At 68.6% G+C, this 17,341-nt stretch carries 20 protein-coding genes; 3 read left to right on the forward strand and 17 right to left on the reverse strand.

The annotated features are described in order from the left end of the window. From QM568_RS09400 to QM568_RS09455, 12 genes are all read right to left on the reverse strand, one after another. The coding region (locus QM568_RS09400; RefSeq protein WP_415138135.1) for a leucine-rich repeat domain-containing protein at positions 1-3,263 on the reverse strand (3,263 nt) is incomplete at its 3' end. A 214-nt stretch (positions 3,264-3,477) separates the two neighbouring features. Continuing rightward, positions 3,478-3,927, reverse strand: coding sequence for a hypothetical protein (locus QM568_RS09405; RefSeq protein WP_415138137.1), 450 nt, complete (start codon positions 3,925-3,927; stop codon positions 3,478-3,480). Positions 3,928-4,011: 84 nt separating this feature from the next. Further along, positions 4,012-5,334 carry a glutamate-1-semialdehyde 2,1-aminomutase gene (locus QM568_RS09410; protein ID WP_415138139.1) on the reverse strand — a complete coding sequence of 441 codons (1,323 nt, stop codon included), beginning with the start codon at positions 5,332-5,334 and terminating at the stop codon, positions 4,012-4,014. 71 nt (positions 5,335-5,405) lie between these two features. Beyond that, positions 5,406-6,389: a porphobilinogen synthase gene (gene hemB / locus QM568_RS09415; RefSeq protein WP_415138141.1), complete on the reverse strand. Its 984-nt coding sequence runs from the start codon at positions 6,387-6,389 to the stop codon at positions 5,406-5,408. Then, positions 6,386-7,177 carry a uroporphyrinogen-III synthase gene (locus QM568_RS09420; RefSeq protein WP_415138143.1) on the reverse strand — a complete coding sequence of 264 codons (792 nt, stop codon included), beginning with the start codon at positions 7,175-7,177 and terminating at the stop codon, positions 6,386-6,388. The genes hemB and QM568_RS09420 overlap by 4 nt, the downstream gene beginning before the upstream one ends. Then, positions 7,170-8,168 carry a hydroxymethylbilane synthase gene (gene hemC, locus QM568_RS09425; RefSeq protein WP_415138145.1) on the reverse strand — a complete coding sequence of 333 codons (999 nt, stop codon included), beginning with the start codon at positions 8,166-8,168 and terminating at the stop codon, positions 7,170-7,172. The genes QM568_RS09420 and hemC overlap by 8 nt, the downstream gene beginning before the upstream one ends. Positions 8,169-8,176: 8 nt before the next feature. Then, positions 8,177-8,854: a hydrogen peroxide-dependent heme synthase gene (gene hemQ / locus QM568_RS09430; RefSeq protein WP_415138147.1), complete on the reverse strand. Its 678-nt coding sequence runs from the start codon at positions 8,852-8,854 to the stop codon at positions 8,177-8,179. Between the two features lie 42 nt (positions 8,855-8,896). Next, positions 8,897-9,172 (reverse strand): hypothetical protein, encoded by a 276-nt coding sequence (locus QM568_RS09435; protein ID WP_415138149.1) that lies wholly within the window; start codon positions 9,170-9,172, stop codon positions 8,897-8,899. Then, a complete protein-coding gene (locus QM568_RS09440; RefSeq protein WP_415138150.1) occupies positions 9,159-9,566 on the reverse strand; it encodes a phage holin family protein in 408 nt (135 codons plus the stop codon). Before QM568_RS09440 ends, QM568_RS09435 begins: the two co-directional genes overlap by 14 nt. Positions 9,567-9,571: 5 nt before the next feature. Further along, complete coding sequence (locus QM568_RS09445; RefSeq protein ID WP_415138152.1) at positions 9,572-9,958, reverse strand: hypothetical protein; 387 nt, start codon at positions 9,956-9,958, stop codon at positions 9,572-9,574. A 68-nt stretch (positions 9,959-10,026) separates the two neighbouring features. Beyond that, on the reverse strand, positions 10,027-11,562 hold the full coding sequence (locus QM568_RS09450; RefSeq protein WP_415138154.1) for a protoporphyrinogen/coproporphyrinogen oxidase: 1,536 nt from the start codon (positions 11,560-11,562) through the stop codon (positions 10,027-10,029). A 13-nt stretch (positions 11,563-11,575) separates the two neighbouring features. Then, positions 11,576-11,905: a metalloregulator ArsR/SmtB family transcription factor gene (locus QM568_RS09455; RefSeq protein ID WP_415138156.1), complete on the reverse strand. Its 330-nt coding sequence runs from the start codon at positions 11,903-11,905 to the stop codon at positions 11,576-11,578. A 68-nt stretch (positions 11,906-11,973) separates the two neighbouring features. Here QM568_RS09455 and QM568_RS09460 point away from each other — a divergent pair, with 68 nt between their 5' ends. Beyond that, positions 11,974-12,864, forward strand: a complete 891-nt coding sequence (locus QM568_RS09460; protein WP_415138158.1) for an NAD(P)H-binding protein — start codon at positions 11,974-11,976, stop codon at positions 12,862-12,864. Between the two features lie 81 nt (positions 12,865-12,945). On the opposite strand, the gene hemE is transcribed toward QM568_RS09460, so the two are convergent. Continuing rightward, on the reverse strand, positions 12,946-13,971 hold the full coding sequence (hemE, locus tag QM568_RS09465) for a uroporphyrinogen decarboxylase (protein WP_415138160.1): 1,026 nt from the start codon (positions 13,969-13,971) through the stop codon (positions 12,946-12,948). Between the two features lie 123 nt (positions 13,972-14,094). On the opposite strand from hemE, the gene QM568_RS09470 reads away from it, so the two are divergent. Then, complete coding sequence (locus tag QM568_RS09470) at positions 14,095-15,390, forward strand: glutamyl-tRNA reductase (RefSeq protein ID WP_415138162.1); 1,296 nt, start codon at positions 14,095-14,097, stop codon at positions 15,388-15,390. Here QM568_RS09470 and QM568_RS09475 read toward each other — a convergent pair. Beyond that, on the reverse strand, positions 15,339-15,503 hold the full coding sequence (locus tag QM568_RS09475; RefSeq protein WP_415138164.1) for a hypothetical protein: 165 nt from the start codon (positions 15,501-15,503) through the stop codon (positions 15,339-15,341). The two genes, QM568_RS09470 and QM568_RS09475, sit on opposite strands and share 52 nt — an antisense overlap. A 216-nt stretch (positions 15,504-15,719) precedes the next feature. After that, positions 15,720-16,013: a nucleotidyltransferase family protein gene (locus QM568_RS09480; RefSeq protein WP_415138166.1), complete on the reverse strand. Its 294-nt coding sequence runs from the start codon at positions 16,011-16,013 to the stop codon at positions 15,720-15,722. A 171-nt stretch (positions 16,014-16,184) separates the two neighbouring features. On the opposite strand from QM568_RS09480, the gene QM568_RS09485 reads away from it, so the two are divergent. After that, positions 16,185-16,679: an ASCH domain-containing protein gene (locus QM568_RS09485; RefSeq protein WP_415138168.1), complete on the forward strand. Its 495-nt coding sequence runs from the start codon at positions 16,185-16,187 to the stop codon at positions 16,677-16,679. Positions 16,680-16,728: 49 nt separating this feature from the next. On the opposite strand, the gene QM568_RS09490 is transcribed toward QM568_RS09485, so the two are convergent. Together QM568_RS09490 and QM568_RS09495 are read right to left on the reverse strand one after the other, a co-directional pair. Continuing rightward, positions 16,729-17,112, reverse strand: coding sequence for a type II toxin-antitoxin system VapC family toxin (locus tag QM568_RS09490; RefSeq protein WP_415138170.1), 384 nt, complete (start codon positions 17,110-17,112; stop codon positions 16,729-16,731). Beyond that, positions 17,109-17,333, reverse strand: a complete 225-nt coding sequence (locus QM568_RS09495; protein ID WP_415138172.1) for a FitA-like ribbon-helix-helix domain-containing protein — start codon at positions 17,331-17,333, stop codon at positions 17,109-17,111. The genes QM568_RS09490 and QM568_RS09495 overlap by 4 nt, the downstream gene beginning before the upstream one ends. Positions 17,334-17,341 lie beyond the last annotated feature (8 nt).

The following is a 17,341-nucleotide window of genomic DNA, read 5'->3' on the forward strand; positions in this document are numbered from 1 at the left end:
GTGACCTCGCCCGAGAACGTGACCTGCGCCGAACCGATCCGCACCCGCGCCGACCACGGCGCCACCGTGTTTGCACCTGCGGTGCCGTACGTGACGTCGCCGGTCGTCGAGTTCTGCGTCGCCAGCGGGTCACCGAAGCTCTGGTAGGCGATCGGGTTGCCGTTCACTCCCACCAGTGACGGGATGGTCGCAGGCTCACCCGTGTACGCCGTCGGCGCCGACAGAGTCTGACCCTCCAGCGTCGCCGACCTCACGTTCACAAGCGTCGACAGCGCCGACACATCGCTGATGTGGTTACGCGCCAACTTGAGCCCCGACAACGCCGTCAGCCCAGCAAGATCCGACACATCCGCGATCTCATTGTCTTCAAGGTCCAAGGTCTGCAGGCTGGTCAAGTCAGCAAGGTCGCTGAGATCGCTCACGCCCGTTGAGTCGAGCTCCAGGTTCGTCAGGTTCGTCAAGCCCGAGATCGGGCCGAGATCGCCATTCAGCGGGTTCTCACCCAGATCAAGGCTCCTCAGAGACGTCGCGAACTCCAACCCCGTAAGGTCCTGGATGCCCCTGCCCCGGCAGTCCAGGCTCGTCAGGCTCGCGATCTGCTGCTCCGTCACCACGGCATCCGATGCCACACCCAACGCCTCGACGATGCAGGCACGCAACTCGCTGTCAGCGATGTCTGCGGGTATCGCGATCACCTCGCGGGTGACCTCGCCGCTGAACGTGACCTGCGCCGACCCGATCGTCACCTGCGCCGACCACGGTGCGACCGTGTTCGCACCCGCGGTGCCATAGGTGACAAGACCCGTCGCAGCATCCTGCGTGGCCAGCGGGTCGCCGAAGCTCTGATAGGCCACCGGGTCGCCGTCAACTCCCACCAGCGTCGGAATCGTCGCAGGCTCACCCGTGTACGCCGTCGGCGCCGACAGAGTCTGACCCTCCAGCGTTGCCGCCGTCACGTTGACGAGAGTCGACAGCGCCGACACATCCGCAATGTGGTTGCGGGCCAGCGAGATCCCCACGAGCGAAGTCAGAGAGCTCAGCGGGCCAACATCCGAGATCTCGTTGTCTTCGAGGTCAAGCGTCAGCAGATTTGTCAGGCCCGACAGGTCACTCAGATCGCTGAGACCCGTCGAGTCCAGCTCCAGATTCGTCAGGCTCGTCAAATCCGAGATCGGCCCCAGGTCGCTCAACGGGTTGTCCCCCAGGTCGAGGCTTGTCAACGAGGTCGCAAACTCCAGCCCCGTGAGGTCTTGGATGCCCCGGTCGCGGCAGTCCAGGCTCGTCAGGCTCGCGATCTGCTGCTCGGTCACAACAGAATCGGATGCCACCCCGAGCGCATCGGCGATGCAGGCACGCAGTGCGTCATCGACGATCGGGGCCGCCACACCGATGACCTCACGAGTCACCTGGCCCGAGAATGTCGCGGAAGCCGTGCCGATTGTCACACCGTGCGACCAGTTCGCCACCGTGTTCGCGTTCGGCGTCCCATAGGTCACAAGCCCTGTAGCGCCCGACTGGCTAGCCAGCGGATCGCCCAGATCCGAATACCCGATCTCCGCACCGGTCGGGTCTGTGATCGTCGGGATGGTCGCAGGATCCCCCGTGTACGCGGTCGGTGCCGACAACGTCTGGTCCTCCAGGGTCAACGACGCGAGGTTGACCAGAGTGACAAGGTCCGACACATCCTGAATGTGGTTGCGTGCCAGCTTGAGCCCCGACAACGTCGTCAGACCGGCAAGATCCGACACATCCGAGATCTCGTTGTCTTCCAGGTCCAAGGTCAGAAGATTCGTCAGACCCGACAGGTCGCTCAGGTCACTGAGACCTGTAGAGTCCAGCTCCAAGTTCGTCAGCGTGGTCAGACCCGAGATCGGCTCGAGGTTCCCGTCAAGCGGGTTCTCGCCCAGATCGAGGCTTACCAGCCCGGTCGCGTACTCCAGTCCCGTCAGATCGACGACGCCCGTTGCTCGGCAGTCCAGAGTGATCAGGCTCGCCATCTGCAGCACGTCGATGTCGGAGTCGGCTGACTGCCCCAGAACTCCGTTGATGCAGGCACGTAACGCGTCATCGGGGATATCGACCAGTTGCCCCCACACCTGGCGAGTCAGCACGCCACTGAAGTTGAAGGTCGTCGCCAGTGCGGGAGACGGCCATGACGTCACAGACCAGTTCTCCGTGGTTCCGCTGCGATGCGGCTGCGTGTACGTGACAGTGTTGCTGCCGGCGCTGTAGGTCCCATCAGCAGCCAATCCCGTCAATGGCACGTTTCCGGTGGGCGACTTCACATCGTTGGCATGCGGCACGTTGATCGTGGCCTTACTGCCGGTTGCCCTCTGATTCGTTGCCGTCACTGCGCGGCCAAAGGTCGAGCCTGAGCTGGTCGTGAAGGTTGGCCGTGCGTCAAGACCCGCCAGAGGGGTGAGATCACTGACCCTGTTGAAATTGATGTTGATGTTGATCAGATACTGCAAGCCGGCAAGCGCACTGATATCGGTGATGTTGTTGTAGCGATTCGTGTCGTTCTGGTTGTTGAGAAACAGCACTCGCAACTCTGGAACCTGAGCGAGGGGTGTGATGTCTGAAACCTTGTTTGACGTCAGATTCAGGGAATTGAGTTTCGTGTGGCCGGCCAGAGGACTGAGATCACTGATGCTCTGGCGAGGAGCCGAGAGCGTTTCCAGAGTCGCGATCGTGGCTACCGGAGAGAGATTCGTAATCGGGCCCTGCGCAGGGTTTGCCGGGCCGTCGATGCTCAGCGTTTGGAGCGCCGGATGATTTGCAAGAGCGTTCAGCGATGCATCAGTGATGTTGGTGGTGCCGACATGCAAGAAGGTCAGCGCAGGGAGCGACTGCGTGAACGTCAAGTCGCTGATTTGTGTGCTGTTCAGGTAGATCGATGTCAGCCATGGCATCTGTGCGAGCACTGGCAGCGTTGAGTCGGTGATAGGGTTTTGGCCAACGTTGACGTAGGTGGTGTTCACCGCATACTGCAGACCTTCAAGGTTCGTGATTCCCTTGTTCGCACAGCTAATCGTGGTCGATGGCGCTATGGGGAACGAGGCCATCTGAGCCTCGGTGATCTCCGCATCCGCCGCCTGGCCGAGGGAGGCGTTCAGGCAGGCGCGGAGGTTCGCGTCGGGGATGTTCACCGGGTCGCTCGGAGCGGCCATCGCCGGCGTCGCGCCGAACACGAGACCGCCAACGACGAGCGCTACCGAGAGCGCAACCGCGCCCGCTCGACGCGCAAACGCACGAATATTCACAGAGTTGCCCTTCAGCCACCGACAGTGCCACCGTCGCATCGCGCAGGCGCGCTCAACGCCCCCGAGCACGGTCGGACTCAACGGTATACGGAGCAGCCCCGCTCATACAAGGCCAAGCTGAAAGAAGCCGATGTTTCCGGAATGAGCGTCCTTCGTCTCGCTGCGCTCGCTCAGGAACCACGCAGCGACGAGACGAAGGGCGCTCAGGAACCGGTTATGCGGGGCGTGGCCGGATCACGGGCCTCTTGCCGCCGGTGATCACGGGAGTGGGGGCAGTGGCCACGATCTCTTCGACGTCGGCGGGTTCGACAGAGACGTCAAGGCGAAGGGCCTGGGTCAGCGCGAGCCCATGCCTGGTCGTGAGGATCAGACGACGGTACCCCTCATCCCCGTCGAGATCGATGATCACGCTCGGCCGGCGGCGACGTATCAGCACGAACTCCATGCTGCCTGCGGCCTTCCATGACCCGGCCGCGACCACCCCGGGGATGTGCGTCCCTGGGTTGGGAACCCCTCGGAGCCATGTCCACGCGTCATCCGTCAACTGCACTTTGGTGATCGCATCGCGAGGGATCCGCAGATTGTCCCGGTGAAAGCTCACGGCGCGCTCGAGCGGCGAGAGCACCACCTCGAGCTGCGTCTGATCCAGGAGCAAGGTCACCATGCCCCCAGTCTGCCAGCGCTTTACCTGCGGATGCCTGGAACTTAGCTCACGGGAAGACAACGATCCGTTGTCGGAATCGTCAGATCAGGCCCGAGCCCCCGCCGCCGCGCGCGCCGCCGCAGGGAGCGCGGCTTCGATCAGCCCCAGCTCCTCGTCGCCGTGCGCCGCAGTGAGGAACCACGCCTCGAACACACTCGGCGGCAGCGCAACACCTTGCTCGCGCATCGAGTGGAAGAACGGTGCGTAGCGGAACGACTCCTGCGCCTGCGCCTCGGCGTAATCACGGGGCGCCGACGGTCGGAACGACGCGTTGAACAGATTCCCCGCCTTCGCGACGGAGTGCACGACCCCTGCCTCGACCAAAGCCCCCTCGATCGCTGCGATCAGACGGGTGGATGCCGCGTCTATCCTCTCATACACCTCCGGTGTCGCCAGCCGCAGCGTGGCGAGACCCGCCGCCACAGACAGAGGGTTCCCCGACAGCGTTCCGGCCTGATAGACGGGACCGAGCGGAGCCAGTAGATCCATAACCTCGGCGCGTCCGCCAAGAGCGGCCAACGGCATCCCCCCTCCGACCACCTTGCCGAAAGTGATGATGTCGGGCAGATACTCCTCACCCGCTGCCGCCTGCAAGCCCCAGTACCCGGCTGGGTGCACGCGGAAGCCGGTCAGCACCTCGTCGAGGATCATCAACGCACCGTGCTCGTGCGCGGTGTCAGCGATGAGCTTGTTGAAGCCGGTAACCGGGGCGACCACGCCCATGTTGGCCGCCGCAGCCTCCACGATCACCGCAGCGATGCGCTCTCCATGTTCGGCGAACACAGCGGCCAAACCATCAGCGTCGTTGTAACCGATGACGAGTGTCTGCGCGGCGATCGGCGCGGGAACACCCGCAGACCCTGGCAGGGCGAGCGTTGCCACGCCCGACCCCGCCTCGGCGAGCAGCCCATCGGAATGGCCGTGGTAGTGCCCGGCGAACTTCACCAACAGATCGCGTCCTGTAGCCCCCCGAGCCAGCCGGATCGCCGTCATGGTCGCCTCGGTGCCCGTCGAGACCAGACGAACTCGCTCGACAGGGCGAGCGTTGCCGAACCGCACACGCTCGGCGATGACAGCGGCGAGCTCCACCTCGCCCTCGGTGGGAGCGCCGAACGAGAGCCCGCGGGCCGCGGCCTCCTGCACCGCGGCGACGACCTCGGGATGCGCGTGGCCGAGCAGCGCCGGACCCCACGAGGCGACGAGGTCGACGTACTCGACGCCAGCGGCATCCGTCACCCGTGCGCCGGAGGCGGATGCGAGAAAGCGCGGCGTGCCGCCGACGGAACCGTAGGCGCGCACGGGCGAGTTCACCCCACCGGGCGTCACGGCGCGGGCGGCGGCGAACAGCTCGTCATTGCGGTCGCTCATGAGGACTCCTCTGTGGTGCGTTTCGATAGTGCGTTTCGTCTCGCTGCGCTCGCTCAACGACCTGCGCTCGCTCAACGACCGTCGCGCAGCCATCCGGCGGCCTCGGTCGCCCAGTAGGTCAGCACAGCGTCCGCACCGGCCCGACGGATCGACAGCAGCGACTCCATCACGGCGGCGCGGCGGTCGAGCCAGCCGTTGGCGGCAGCCGCCTCGATCATCGCGTACTCACCCGACACCTGGTACGCCCACACCGGAATACGCACAGCGTCGCGGACCTCGCGCAGAACGTCGAGGAAGGCCATCGCCGGCTTGACCATGACGATGTCGGCACCCTCCGCCTCGTCGACGAGCGCCTCGCGCACGCCCTCGCGGCGGTTGCCGGCGTCGAGCTGATAGGCGCGCCGGTCGCCCTGCAGTTGCGAGTCGACCGCTTCGCGGAACGGCCCGTAGAAGGCGCTGGCGTACTTGGCCGCGTACGCGAGCAGCAGCGTGCCGGTGAAGCCCTCGCCGTCGAGAGCGGCGCGAATCGCGGCCACCTGGCCGTCCATCATCCCGGACAGGCCGAGCAGGTGCGACCCAGCGCGCGCCTGGGCGAGAGCCATCGCGGTGTACCGCTCGAGGGTGGCGTCGTTGTCGACGGAGCCGTCGGCGGCGAGCACGCCGCAGTGCCCGTGATCGGTGAACTCGTCCAGGCAGAGGTCGGTCTGCACGACGAGCGCGTCGCCCGCCTCGCGCACGACGGCTTCGGTCGCGATGTTCAGGATGCCGTGCGGATCGTCGGCCCCCGAGCCGCGCGCATCGCGCACCGCGGGCACGCCGAAGAGCATGACGCCCCCGACGCCCGCCTCCGCGGCATCGGCGACGGCGGCCTTCAGGGAGTCGATCGAGTGCTGCACGACACCGGGCATCGAACCGATCGCGACCGGCGAGGACAGCCCCTCTCGCACGAACATCGGCAGCACGAGCTGGCGCGGCTCGAGCGACGTCTCGCGCACGAGGGCGCGCACCGGCGCCGATTGCCGCAGCCTGCGCAGCCGCGTCTCGGGGAAGCTCACGGCGCGACCTCGTCGGCGGCGTGCGGCAGCGGGAACTGCGAGACCGCCTCGATGAGCGCGTCGACCGTCTGCCGGTCGGCGATCACCGTGATCGGCAGCCCGGCCTTGCGGGCGTCCTTCGCGGTGCGCGGCCCGATCGCGGCGAGGAGCGTCTCGTCGGGGATCTCGGGGAACTGCTCGCGCACCTGCTGGGCGACCGATCCGCTGGTGATGAGAATGGCGTTGATGCGCCCGTTCTGCACGTCGCGCATGATGCGCTCGGTCACAGGGACCCCGACCGTGCGGTAGGCCACGACGCTGTCGACGCGGTGTCCGGCCTCGGTGAGCTTCACGCTGAGCACGGGCTTGGCGATCTCGCTGCGCAGGGCGAGGATGCTGCGCGGCTTGCGCTCGAGGCCGATAAGCTGCTCGGCCATGCCTGCGGCGGAGTTATCGTCGTCGGGGACGAGGGCGACCTCGTACCCGGCCGCCTGGAGTGCGGCCGCGGTCGTCTCGCCGACGGCGGCGATCTTCGTCGTGCTCGGGACCGTCGCGCGATGCGCGAACATCACGTCGACCGTCGTCGCGCTGGTGACCGTCAGCCAGTCGTACGCACCGGCGGCGAGCTTCTCGAGCGCCGCGTCGAGGGTGGCCTGATCGGTTGTCGGAGCGAAGTTGATGAGGGGAGCGACCACCGGCACCGCCCCGCGCGAGCGCAGGCTCGCGGCGACGCCGTCGCCCCACGGGCCCCCGCGGGGTACGAGGACTCTCCAGCCGTTCAAGGGCCGATCGTGTGTATGTTCAGTCATCAAGAAGCTCTCGGAAGGCGAGATCGGCCGCCCCATGATCGAGCAGCCGACGGGCAAGCGACAACCCGAGCTCGCGTGCCGCGTGCATCGGGTCTGCACCATCGGCAGCATCCGCTTCATTGCCACTGCCGTTGCGACGAATATACCCCCCGTTCAGGTCTTCGGTGACGTCGAGACCGATTCGTTGCGCCCCGTCTGGCGCGTAGACGACGCTCCGCACGCGCACCGACGACCCGTCGACGACGGCGTGGGCGGCCATCGGCGCCTGGCATCCGGCATCCAACCCCTCGAGGATCGCCCGTTCCACCGTCACCGACGTTCGGGTCTCGGCGTGGTCCAGCGCGGCGAGAGCCGCGCGCAGCTCCGGCGCGGCATCCGTCGTCGTCTCGACCGCCAGTGCGCCCTGGCCCGGTGCCGTCGGCCACTCGGCGAAGCCGAGGGCCTCGCCGAACAGTTCGACGTCTGGCGACAGGCGGGCGAGTCCCGCAGCAGCGAGGATGACGGCGTCGAGCTCCTCCGAGAGGACCTTGCGCAGCCGCGAGTCGACATTGCCGCGGATGTCGACGACCTCGGCGCGCGGGGCACGGATGCGCACCTGCGCGATGCGCCGAGGAGACCCGGTGCCGACCCGGCTGCCGGCGGGCAGCTCGTGCAGGGGCGTGCCGTCACGGGTGATGACGACGTCGCGCGCGTCCTCACGCGGCGGGATGGCCGCGACGACGAGGCCGTCGGGCTGCGCGGTCGGCAGGTCCTTCAGCGAGTGCACGAGCAGATCGCATTCGCCGGCGACGAGCGCATCGCGCAGCCGGGTGGCGAAGATGCCCTGGCCGCCGATCTCGGACAGCGACGCGCGATTGGTGTCGCCCTCGCTCGTGATCGGCACGAGCTCGACACGGCGGCCGATGACCTTCTCGAGAGCGGCGGCGACATGGCCGGACTGCGCCTGTGCGAGGGCGCTGCGGCGCGTGCCGAGGCGGATAGGGGTGCTCATGACAGCGGCTACTGCAGAACGTCCGCGATCTCGTCGAGCCGGAGCCGGCGCCCGGTGTAGAACGGCACCTCCTCCTTCACGTACAGACGCGCGTCGGTGTAGCGCAGGTCGCGCATGAGGTCGACGAGCTCGGTGAGGTCGTCGGCCTCGAGCGGCAGCAGCCACTCGTAGTCGCCCAGCGCGAAGGCCGCGACCGTGTTCGCGATGACACCAGTGAACGCGGCGCCCTTGCGGCCGTGGTCGGCGAGCATCTTGCGGCGCTCCTCCTCCGGCGCGAGGTACCACTCGGGCGTGCGCACGAACGGATAGAGGCAGAGCCAGTCCTTGGCGTCGACGCCGCGGAGGAATCCCGGCACGTGCTGGCGGTTGAACTCGGCGTCGCGGTGAACACCCATGACGTTCCACACCGGCAGCAGCGAGCGCAGCAGCTCGGTGCGGCGCAGCCGGCGCAGCGAGCGCTGCAGCTCTTCTGCGGTGCCGCCGTGCAGCCAGACCATGAGGTCGGCGTCGGCTTTGAGGCCCGAGACGTCGTAGAAGCCGCGCACGCTGACGCCGGAGTCCTCGATGTGGGCGACGATCGTCTCGAGTTCGGTGGAGTCGGACTCGGTCACCGCGACATCGGGATTTCGTCGCCACACCGCCCAGAGGGTGAAGCCGGACGGGTTGTCTTCGAGCTCTTCAGACATGCGTCCAGTCTGCCCTCTTTGGGCGGAGCGCGCGAACCGGCTTCAGCGGGAGACGGCCCGCGCGATGGCCCAGACCAGTCCGCCGACGGTCGCGGCGACGGCGACGGCCGCCGCGGCCGCACCCAGCGGGTTGCGGTCGGCGAAGCGGCGCAGTCGCACAGCGGTGCGGGCGGATGCCTGCTCGAGGCGCCGCGGGACGTTGCCCTTGATCTCGATGGCCGCGAGGGCGGCCTTGAGCTCGGCGCGGGCGGATGCGACGGGGTCGGTGATGCCGGCCGGAACGGCCGTCTTGGGCAGAACGGAGTCAGAGTTCGTCACGGTCGGATCCCTTCCCGAGCTTGAGGTCGGTGGCAACGGCCTGCGCCGGATTCTCGCGAGCGAGCACGCGGCGCACGCGCAGGTAGCCGAGCAGGCCGAAGAACGCCACCGCGAGGAGGAGGAGGCCGAAGACGGCCAGCGCCGACAGCCAGACGGGCCACCACGACGAGAGCCCGGCGATCGCGAACACGAGGATCACGGGCACCGCCCAGAACAGGAAGAACAGCGCGATGAGGAACCAGACGGACCCGAGGCCGGCGTCCTTCGCTGTCTTGGACACCCAGGCCTTGGCCGCGTCGACCTCGGCCTTGACCAGGGCGGTGATGAGCTCGGGCAGATCGCCGAGCAGCGTCAGCAGGCTGTCGTCGGCGCGATCGCGGAAGCCGCGGACCATCCCGATCAGCTCCCGGACTTCGTCTTCGACGCCGAGGGCTTCTTCGCCGCCGCGGGCTTGCTGCTGGCGGCCTTCGCCTCGGAGACGGCTTTCACGACCTCTTCCGCCGCGTCTTCACCCGTCTCCAGCGTGGCGTCCAGGCGCTGTCCGGGCGTTCCCGGCGCGGTGGCGGACCTTGCGATCTTGACGACCCCGTTCCAGACCACGCCCGGAACGGCCGCGGCCTTTTCACCGACGTAGCCCCTGACCTTGGCGACCTGATCCTGCACGGGGTCGAGGTGCCAGACCTTCAGCCACTGCGTCTTGATCTGCTCGTAGCGCTCGCGTCCAGCGCGCGTGCCGAGGACGTACCCCGCACCGAGTCCGACGACGAGTCCGATCTTCCCCTTCATGGGGTCTCCTCACGTTGTTCCGGCCAGGATGCCAGTCTCCAGAGTAACCCCATATGCCGTTCTCGGCATCAATCCGTCGTGGCGGTCGGCATGGCGTCGAACAGGAGCCGACGACGCAACCGGTCTGCCTCCTCGACGGCATCCGGGATCACCTGGGCGAGTCCGGTTCCGGCGATCCAGGCGCCGACGACGGCCACGCCGTGGACCGCGTGCGCGGCCGCGCGCGCGGCGCTCCGACGCTCGCCCGACCCGATGATCGACGCCGGCTGCGACTGGCTGAAGCGGGCGCGGTGCGCCGCGACGAGGTCGTCCTCGCGCAGCGGGACGCCGAGAAGAGCGGATGCTTCGCCGAGCGCGAGCCGCGCTGCCGCGTCGTCGTCGAGCGCGGCGGTCGCCGCGGGTTCGCCCTGCGCGCCGAACGACACCCGCACGACGTGCCGGTCGCCTGCCGCCTCGCGCACCCAGCGCCATTTCGCGGTGGAGTGGGTCAGCGCCTTCGCGGTGCTGGTGCCGGGGACCGTGAGCACCCCGGTGCCGCGGGGCGCGGCGTCGAGCGCGGGCGCCCGCAGCAGCAGGGTCACGATCTCGATCTGCGGGGAATCGGCGGCGACCGTCGCGGCGAGTGCGGGCACGGCATCCGCGGCGAGCGCACGGGCGACGTCCTCGGAGGTCGCGAAGACGACGGCGTCCGCGTCGATCTCGATCGACGGCGTGGCGCCATCCGGATCGGCATCGGCATCGGCATCCGCCTCGGTCTCGGGCCCCGCATCCCGCTCCTCGGCGACGACCGTCCACCGCTCCCCGCGGCGGGCGACGCCGGTGGCCGGCGTCGCCGTGCGGATCACGGCGCCGAGGTCGGCGAGATCGGCGACGAGCGCGTCGACGAGCCCGCTCATGCCCCCCTCGATCCCCTCGACCGCGGAGCCCGGGGCCTTCGCCGCGCGGGCGGCGCCCTTGTCGCGGAGGGCCTGCACTGCACCCGACAGCGAACCGGTGCTGGTCAGCTCGGCGTTGAGGCCCGGGGCGGCGATGTCGATGTCGATGTCATCGGGCGAGGCCGAGTAGACGCCGGTGGTGACGGGGGCGACGAGACGGTCGCGCACCTTCGCGCCCATGCGCGAGGCGACGAGACGACCGAGACTGTGGCTGTGCCCGATCGTCAGCGGCGGGCGCACCCGGTCGAGGTAGGCGCGCCACACGCCCGACCAGCCGATGATGCGCCGGACGTCCTCCTGGAAGGGGTTCGCCGGGATGCCGAGGATCCCGCCGACGGGCAGGGGCGCAGCCCCCACTCCGGGGATGCCAGCCAGCCATGCGCCCTCAGGCGCCGGCGCGACGATGCGGCCTGCGAGGCCGAGTTCCTCGGCGAGCGAGCGCACGTGGCCGCCGCGCGTCGCGAAGCTCTCCGCGCCGGCATCCACCACGACCCCGTCGAGCTCCGCCCGGCGGATCGCACCGCCGACAGCATCCGCCGCCTCCAGGACCGTGACCCGCATGCCGACCTTCGCGCACTCGCGGGCGGCGATGAGGCCGCTGATGCCGCCGCCGATCACGACGACGTGGAGGTGGGCGGCGCGAGCGGCGAGTGCGGGCGTGGAGCTCATGCCCTCAATCCTTTCAGGCATCCGCGGGGCTTGCGCCGCCGGTGCGCTTGCGCACCTCGCGCAGCACGATCTGCTCGGGGCAGACCGTCGACAGGAAGTCGCCGACCGACAGCGCCAGCCGCTCCCCGACGAGGGAGTAGAGGATGCGGTTCGCATCGCGCCGCTCGGCGACGAGCCCGGCCTGGCGGAGCACCGCGAGATGGCGCGAGATCGTGGGGCCGGAGGCCGGGAAGCGCGCGGCGATCTCCCCCGCCGCGAGTTCGCCCTCTTTGAGGTCCTGCAGGATCTGCCGGCGGGTGGGGTGGGCCAATGCGGAGAAGATGTCGGAGGCGCTGTCTGCCATGTTTGCAATATAGCACCACTGCTAGATAGCATTTAGTCCTAGAGCTAATGAGCGAAGGAGAGCAGATCATGCGCATCGCCATCACCGGAGGGACGGGGTTCGTCGGACGCAACCTCGCCGCACGTCTCGACGACGCGGTCGTCGTCTCGCGCCGCAGCGGCGTCGACATCACCGACGTCGACGCCCTCGCCCGCGCGTTCGAGGGCTGCGACGCGGTCGCGCACTGCGCCGGCATCAATCGCGAGATCGGCGACCAGACCTTCCAGCGCGTGCACGTCGAAGGCACCCGCGCCGTCGTCGAGGCCGCCCGCCGCGCCGGCGTGCAGCGCATCGTGATGGTGAGCTTCCTGCGCGCACGGCCCGACTGCGGCTCGGCCTATCACGAGTCCAAGTGGCAGGCCGAGGAGATCGTCCGCGGCTCCGGCATCGCGCACACCGTGCTGAAGTCGGGCATGATCTACGGCCCCGGCGACCACATGGTCGACCACGTCACCAAGGCCGTGCGCAGCATCCCCTTCTTCTGGACCGTCGGCTTCCGCGAGCGCACCGCTCGTCCGGTGCCGGTCGACGACGCCGTCGACGTGCTCGTCGCCGCGCTCGAGGGGCGCATCGCCGAACCCACCGTCGCCGTCATGGGCGTCGACGAGGTCACCCTCGGCGAAGCGATCCGGCGCATCGCCCGGGTCGCCGGGCGCCGCCCCGCGTACATCCCGATGCCGGTGTGGACGATCCGGGTGCTCGCCCAGCTCACCGAATGGCTGATGGTGGTGCCGCTCGTCGCGAAGGCGCAGGCGCGGATGCTGGCCGAAGGCGTGAGCGAGGCGGCGCCTCCGGCGCCGGAGCCGCCCGTGGGCCTCCGCCCGCACCGCCCGTTCAGCGACGAGCGCGTGCGCGCCGCGCTCCCCGAAGGGCGCTTCGGACTCGCCGACCTGCGGATCAGACTCCCCTGGAAGAGCTGACCCCCACCTTCGCCCGTTCCGGTCGCGAACCTGGTCCTCGTTCGGCGGAATCCTCGACCAGGTTCGCGACCGGAACGGAGGTCAGGAGGCCGAGTGCACGAGCTCGACGATGCGCGTGAGCTGATCGGGGTCGGTCTCTGGGGGCACTCCGTGGCCGAGGTTCACGATGTGCGCCCGCGCGGCGCGGCCGCGGTCGAGCACATCGCGCACGTGCGCCTCGAGCACGGGCCACGGCGCGCCCAGCAGTGCAGGGTCGATGTTGCCCTGCAGGGTGACGCCGGGGCCCACGATGCGCGCGGCCTCGTCGAGCGGCATCCGCCAGTCCACTCCGACGCCGCTGGCTGCGCCGTCGAGTCGCATGTCGGCGAGGAACGGTCCTGTACCAACGCCGAAGTGGATGCTCGGAAGGCCGATGCCCTCGAGGGCCGCTTTCGAGTGCGGGGCGACGAAGGATCGGAAGTCGGCCGTGCTGAGCGACCCAGCCCAGGAGTCGAAGAGCTGCACGACGGATGCTCCGGCATCCCGCTGGATCTCGAGGAAGCGCCGCGAGATGCGCGAGAGCCATCCGGCCAGGCGGTGCCAGGAACCGGGGTCGGCGTGCATCATCGCGCGGGCACGCAGGTGCTCCTTGGAGGGGCCACCCTCGACGAGATAGGCGGCGAGGGTGAAGGGTGCACCGGCGAAGCCGATGAGAGGGGTGGCGCCGAGCTCGTCGGCGACGATCTTCACCGCGGCGGCGATGGCCTCACCGTCGAGGTCGTCCGGGTCGATCGCCGTGACGCGGTCGACGTCGTCCGCCGTGCGAACAGGGTTCGCAAAGACCGGGCCGCGCCCCGGCTCGATCTCGACCTCGACGCCGGCCAGGCGCAGCGGGATCACGATGTCGCTGAAGAAGACGGCGGCGTCGACGCCGTGCCGGCGCACCGGCTGCAGGGTGATCTCGGCGGCGAGGTCGGGGGTCAGGCACGCGTCGAGCATGCGCGTTCCGACCCGCAGCTCGCGGTACTCCGGCAGCGAGCGCCCCGCCTGCCGCATGAACCACACCGGTGTCTGCGCGGGGCGATCGCCGTTCAGGGCGCGGACGAGCGGGGCATCGGAGAGGACCATCCCCCCATCCTCCCACCCCGGTCACGGGCGCTCCGCCTGACCGCTCGCCCGGGAGCGCCGGTTGCCCCGCGAGCGGAGCGAGACGAAACGCGCAGGCGTCCGCAGGCGCGGTAGAATGCTCGGGTGCTGCTGTGTGTGACGGCGAGTCACAAGACCGCCTCCTTCGAGTTGCTCGAACGCCTGAGCCGCACCCCCGACGATGTCGCTTGCACCCTGGTGAAGCTGGCACCGTGCGTGCAGGGTGCGGTCGTGCTGGCGACGTGCAACCGTTTCGAGGCGTACCTGGAGATCGACGAGCCGGTCACTGCGGCTGGCGCCATCGGCGTCGAAGCCTTGCTCGAAGCGGTGGAGTCCGCGACCGGTGTCGCGGCGACCGAGCTCGATGGGGCGTACGACGTGTACTCCGGCCGCCGTGTCACCGAGCACCTGTTCGCCGTGGCATCCGGTCTTGAATCCGTCGTCCCCGGCGAGGGCGAGATCGCCGGTCAAGTGCGGCGCGCGCTGAAGTCCGCGCGCAAAGACGGCACGACGACCCCCGAGCTCGAGCGCCTGTTCCAGCGCGCCAGCCAGGCCCAGCGCAAGGTCAAGAACGTCACCGCCCTCGGCCGCGCCGGCCGCTCTCTCGTGCGCCTCGCGCTGGAGCTCGCCGACAGCCGCATCGCCGACTGGTCGGCCGAGCGCGTGCTGCTCGTCGGCACCGGCGCCTACGCCGCCGTCACCCTCGCCACGCTCCGCGAGCGCGGCGCCGAGAACATCTCGGTGTACTCGCCCTCTGGTCGGGCACAGATCTTCGCCGCGAAGCACGGCATCCGCCCTGTCGCCGAGGCCGACTACGCGCGTACGGCTGCGCATTCGAGCCTGCTGATCACCTGCACCACCGCGACCGAGCCCGTGCTGGGGCCGGAGCACCTGAGGCGCCCCGTTGCTGCCGCATCCGCCGGCTGCCCGCTCGGCCATCGCAACCAGCTGGTCGTCGACCTCGGCATGCCGCGCAACGTCGACCCTGCCGTGGCCGTGCTCGAAGGCGTCGCCCTGCTCGACCTCGAGACGATCCGCCTGCACGCGCCGCTGGAAGAACTGCAGGCGACGGATGCTGCGCGCAGCGTGATCCGCGACGCCGCCGACACCTTCCACCTCGTCGGGGCGCGACAGAGCGTCACGCCCTCGGTCGTGGCGCTGCGCTCGCACATCTTCGCACTGCTGGACACGGAGATCGATCGCGCCCGTGCCCGCGGCGACGAGGACGGCAAGGTCGAGCAGGCGCTGCGCCACCTCGCCGGCGTGCTGCTGCACACCCCCACGACGCGCGCCCACGAGCTCGCCGCCTCCGGCCGTGCCGACGAGTTCACCGCGGCGCTGGCCACGCTCTACGGCATCGCACCCGAAGAGGGCGACGCCGCAGCATCCGCCACCGCCTGAATCGTCGGCTGGTCGTCGGCACTCACGAGCTCGACGAGGATCGATTCGATCGCTGAGCGGATGCGGGGAAGATCGATCCTGAGGGTGTCCCACGCCGCGTCGTAATCGGTCACCTCGTCATGGTCGGCGGCTACGAAAGCATCAACGACCAGGTCAGCGGATAGTCATGCATGGTGGCCAGGATCGTACGACACCAGCACTGCCGATAGCTGGTCGATCAGTCCTGATCCATACGGAGAGCATCTGCACGGAGCGAACCGACATCGAGATCCCCGACGACCTCGCAGATCCGTGTCGCTGCGTCGATCGTCTCTCGAACGAGGAGCAACTCACGCTGCATAGAGCGGCCGCGCATCGTGAAAGATCGCTGAGCGGAGGTGTTCATTCACGCTGTCACGCGCCACCAGATCAACCGGGCGCCCGAACGATTCCGTCAGTTCGTCTTCCAGTTCGAAGAAAGCGAACCCCAAGCGAGTTGCGGGCTTGAGCTCGTACAGCAGGTCGAGGTCGCTGTCGATGCTGTTCTCTCTGCGGCCAACCGACCCGAACACCTCCAGGCGTGCCACGCCAAAGCGCTCACCGATCTCACGGAGTCGCTCCGCGTCGAAGGTGATGCCGCTCATGCCGCCATGATAGCGATTGCGCCTGATCCTGACATCCCGGGCATGCACACGACGATGCAGTCCGCGAGAGACTGGTCGCATGGCCCTGCACATCACCGGAGGCGCTCTGCTCACGGAAAACCTGCTCGCCCTGCGCGTGGGCACGCCGCGTGACCGCCCGGTGCGTTAGCCATGGACAAGACGTCCCCATCGACCACCGGCGTCATCGCCGAGTTCTGGCACGGGGCGCGAGCGGTCGTTCCCACCCTCCCGGAGACTCCGCCGGGTTCGGATCGGATCTGGGGGCTCGGCGCGACCCCCGAGCAGGCCGATCGACTTCTCCTGCTCGTGCTCGCCGGCACGAAGACGGCAACCGCAGGGTACCTGGAGGAGTACGAGGCAGAGGGTGCGGCCGTCGAGCAGATCGGCGACCTCGACATCCTCCTCGACGGTGCGGGAGCGCCGCGAGCCATCATCGAGACCACGAGCGTCGACATCCGCCCCTTTGACGAGGTCACCGCCGAGCACGCGTTCGCCGAGGGCGAGGATGATCGCACGCTGGCATCGTGGCGCCGTATCCACCGCGACTTCTACGAGAGATTCGTCGCACCGGAGTGCGCATTCCGCAACGACATGCCCATCGTCTGCCAGCGGTTCCGCCTCGTCTACCCTAGGAATTTCGCGTAGTCCTGATCGCGGGAGCGACTCGACAACCCGATTCCTGGCGCACTGACCACTACGGCAACAGAGCGCAGTCGGGAGCAGATGCGGCGAGCCGAACGTCGAGCGTCAGCAGTTGGCACGGCACGGCTCGGGCAAGCACGACATACATCGCGTCGTAGGCGCTGATGTTGTGCCGCAGTGAATAGACAGCAGGAAGCAGAGACATCGTCGGAACCTGCTCCACGCCGAGTTCTTCGAACTCACGGAAGGCGCGCAGCGCCTGCTCGTCAGTGATCTGCCCGCTGAGCGACCATCCGCGGATCACCGAGGCGACTTCGGCGGTGAGGTGCTGCGGTGCGAGGAGTTGGTGCCCCTCGAGCAGAGCAGCGGCTCGGCGACCCGCCTCGGTGCCGAACAGGATTTCGGCGACCGCGGACGCATCGACGACGAGAGTCATCGAACGGGCCGTTGTTCCGCAAGCACCCCGGACGACGAATCGAGCATCGCCTCTGGTCGACCAGCGATGCGCTCAAGCAGTTCTGCGCGACTCGGCCGCGTCGCGATGCGGTCGAGCTCGCGAAGCAGGAAATCACTCAACGAGCGCCCCTCGAGCGCAGCCTTCGCCTTGAGGGCACGACTGGTCTCCTCCGACACGTTGCGCACCTGAATCGTTGTCATGCACTAAG

This window comes from Microbacterium sp. (assembly GCF_047607465.1).
Lineage (GTDB): Bacteria > Actinomycetota > Actinomycetes > Actinomycetales > Microbacteriaceae > Microbacterium.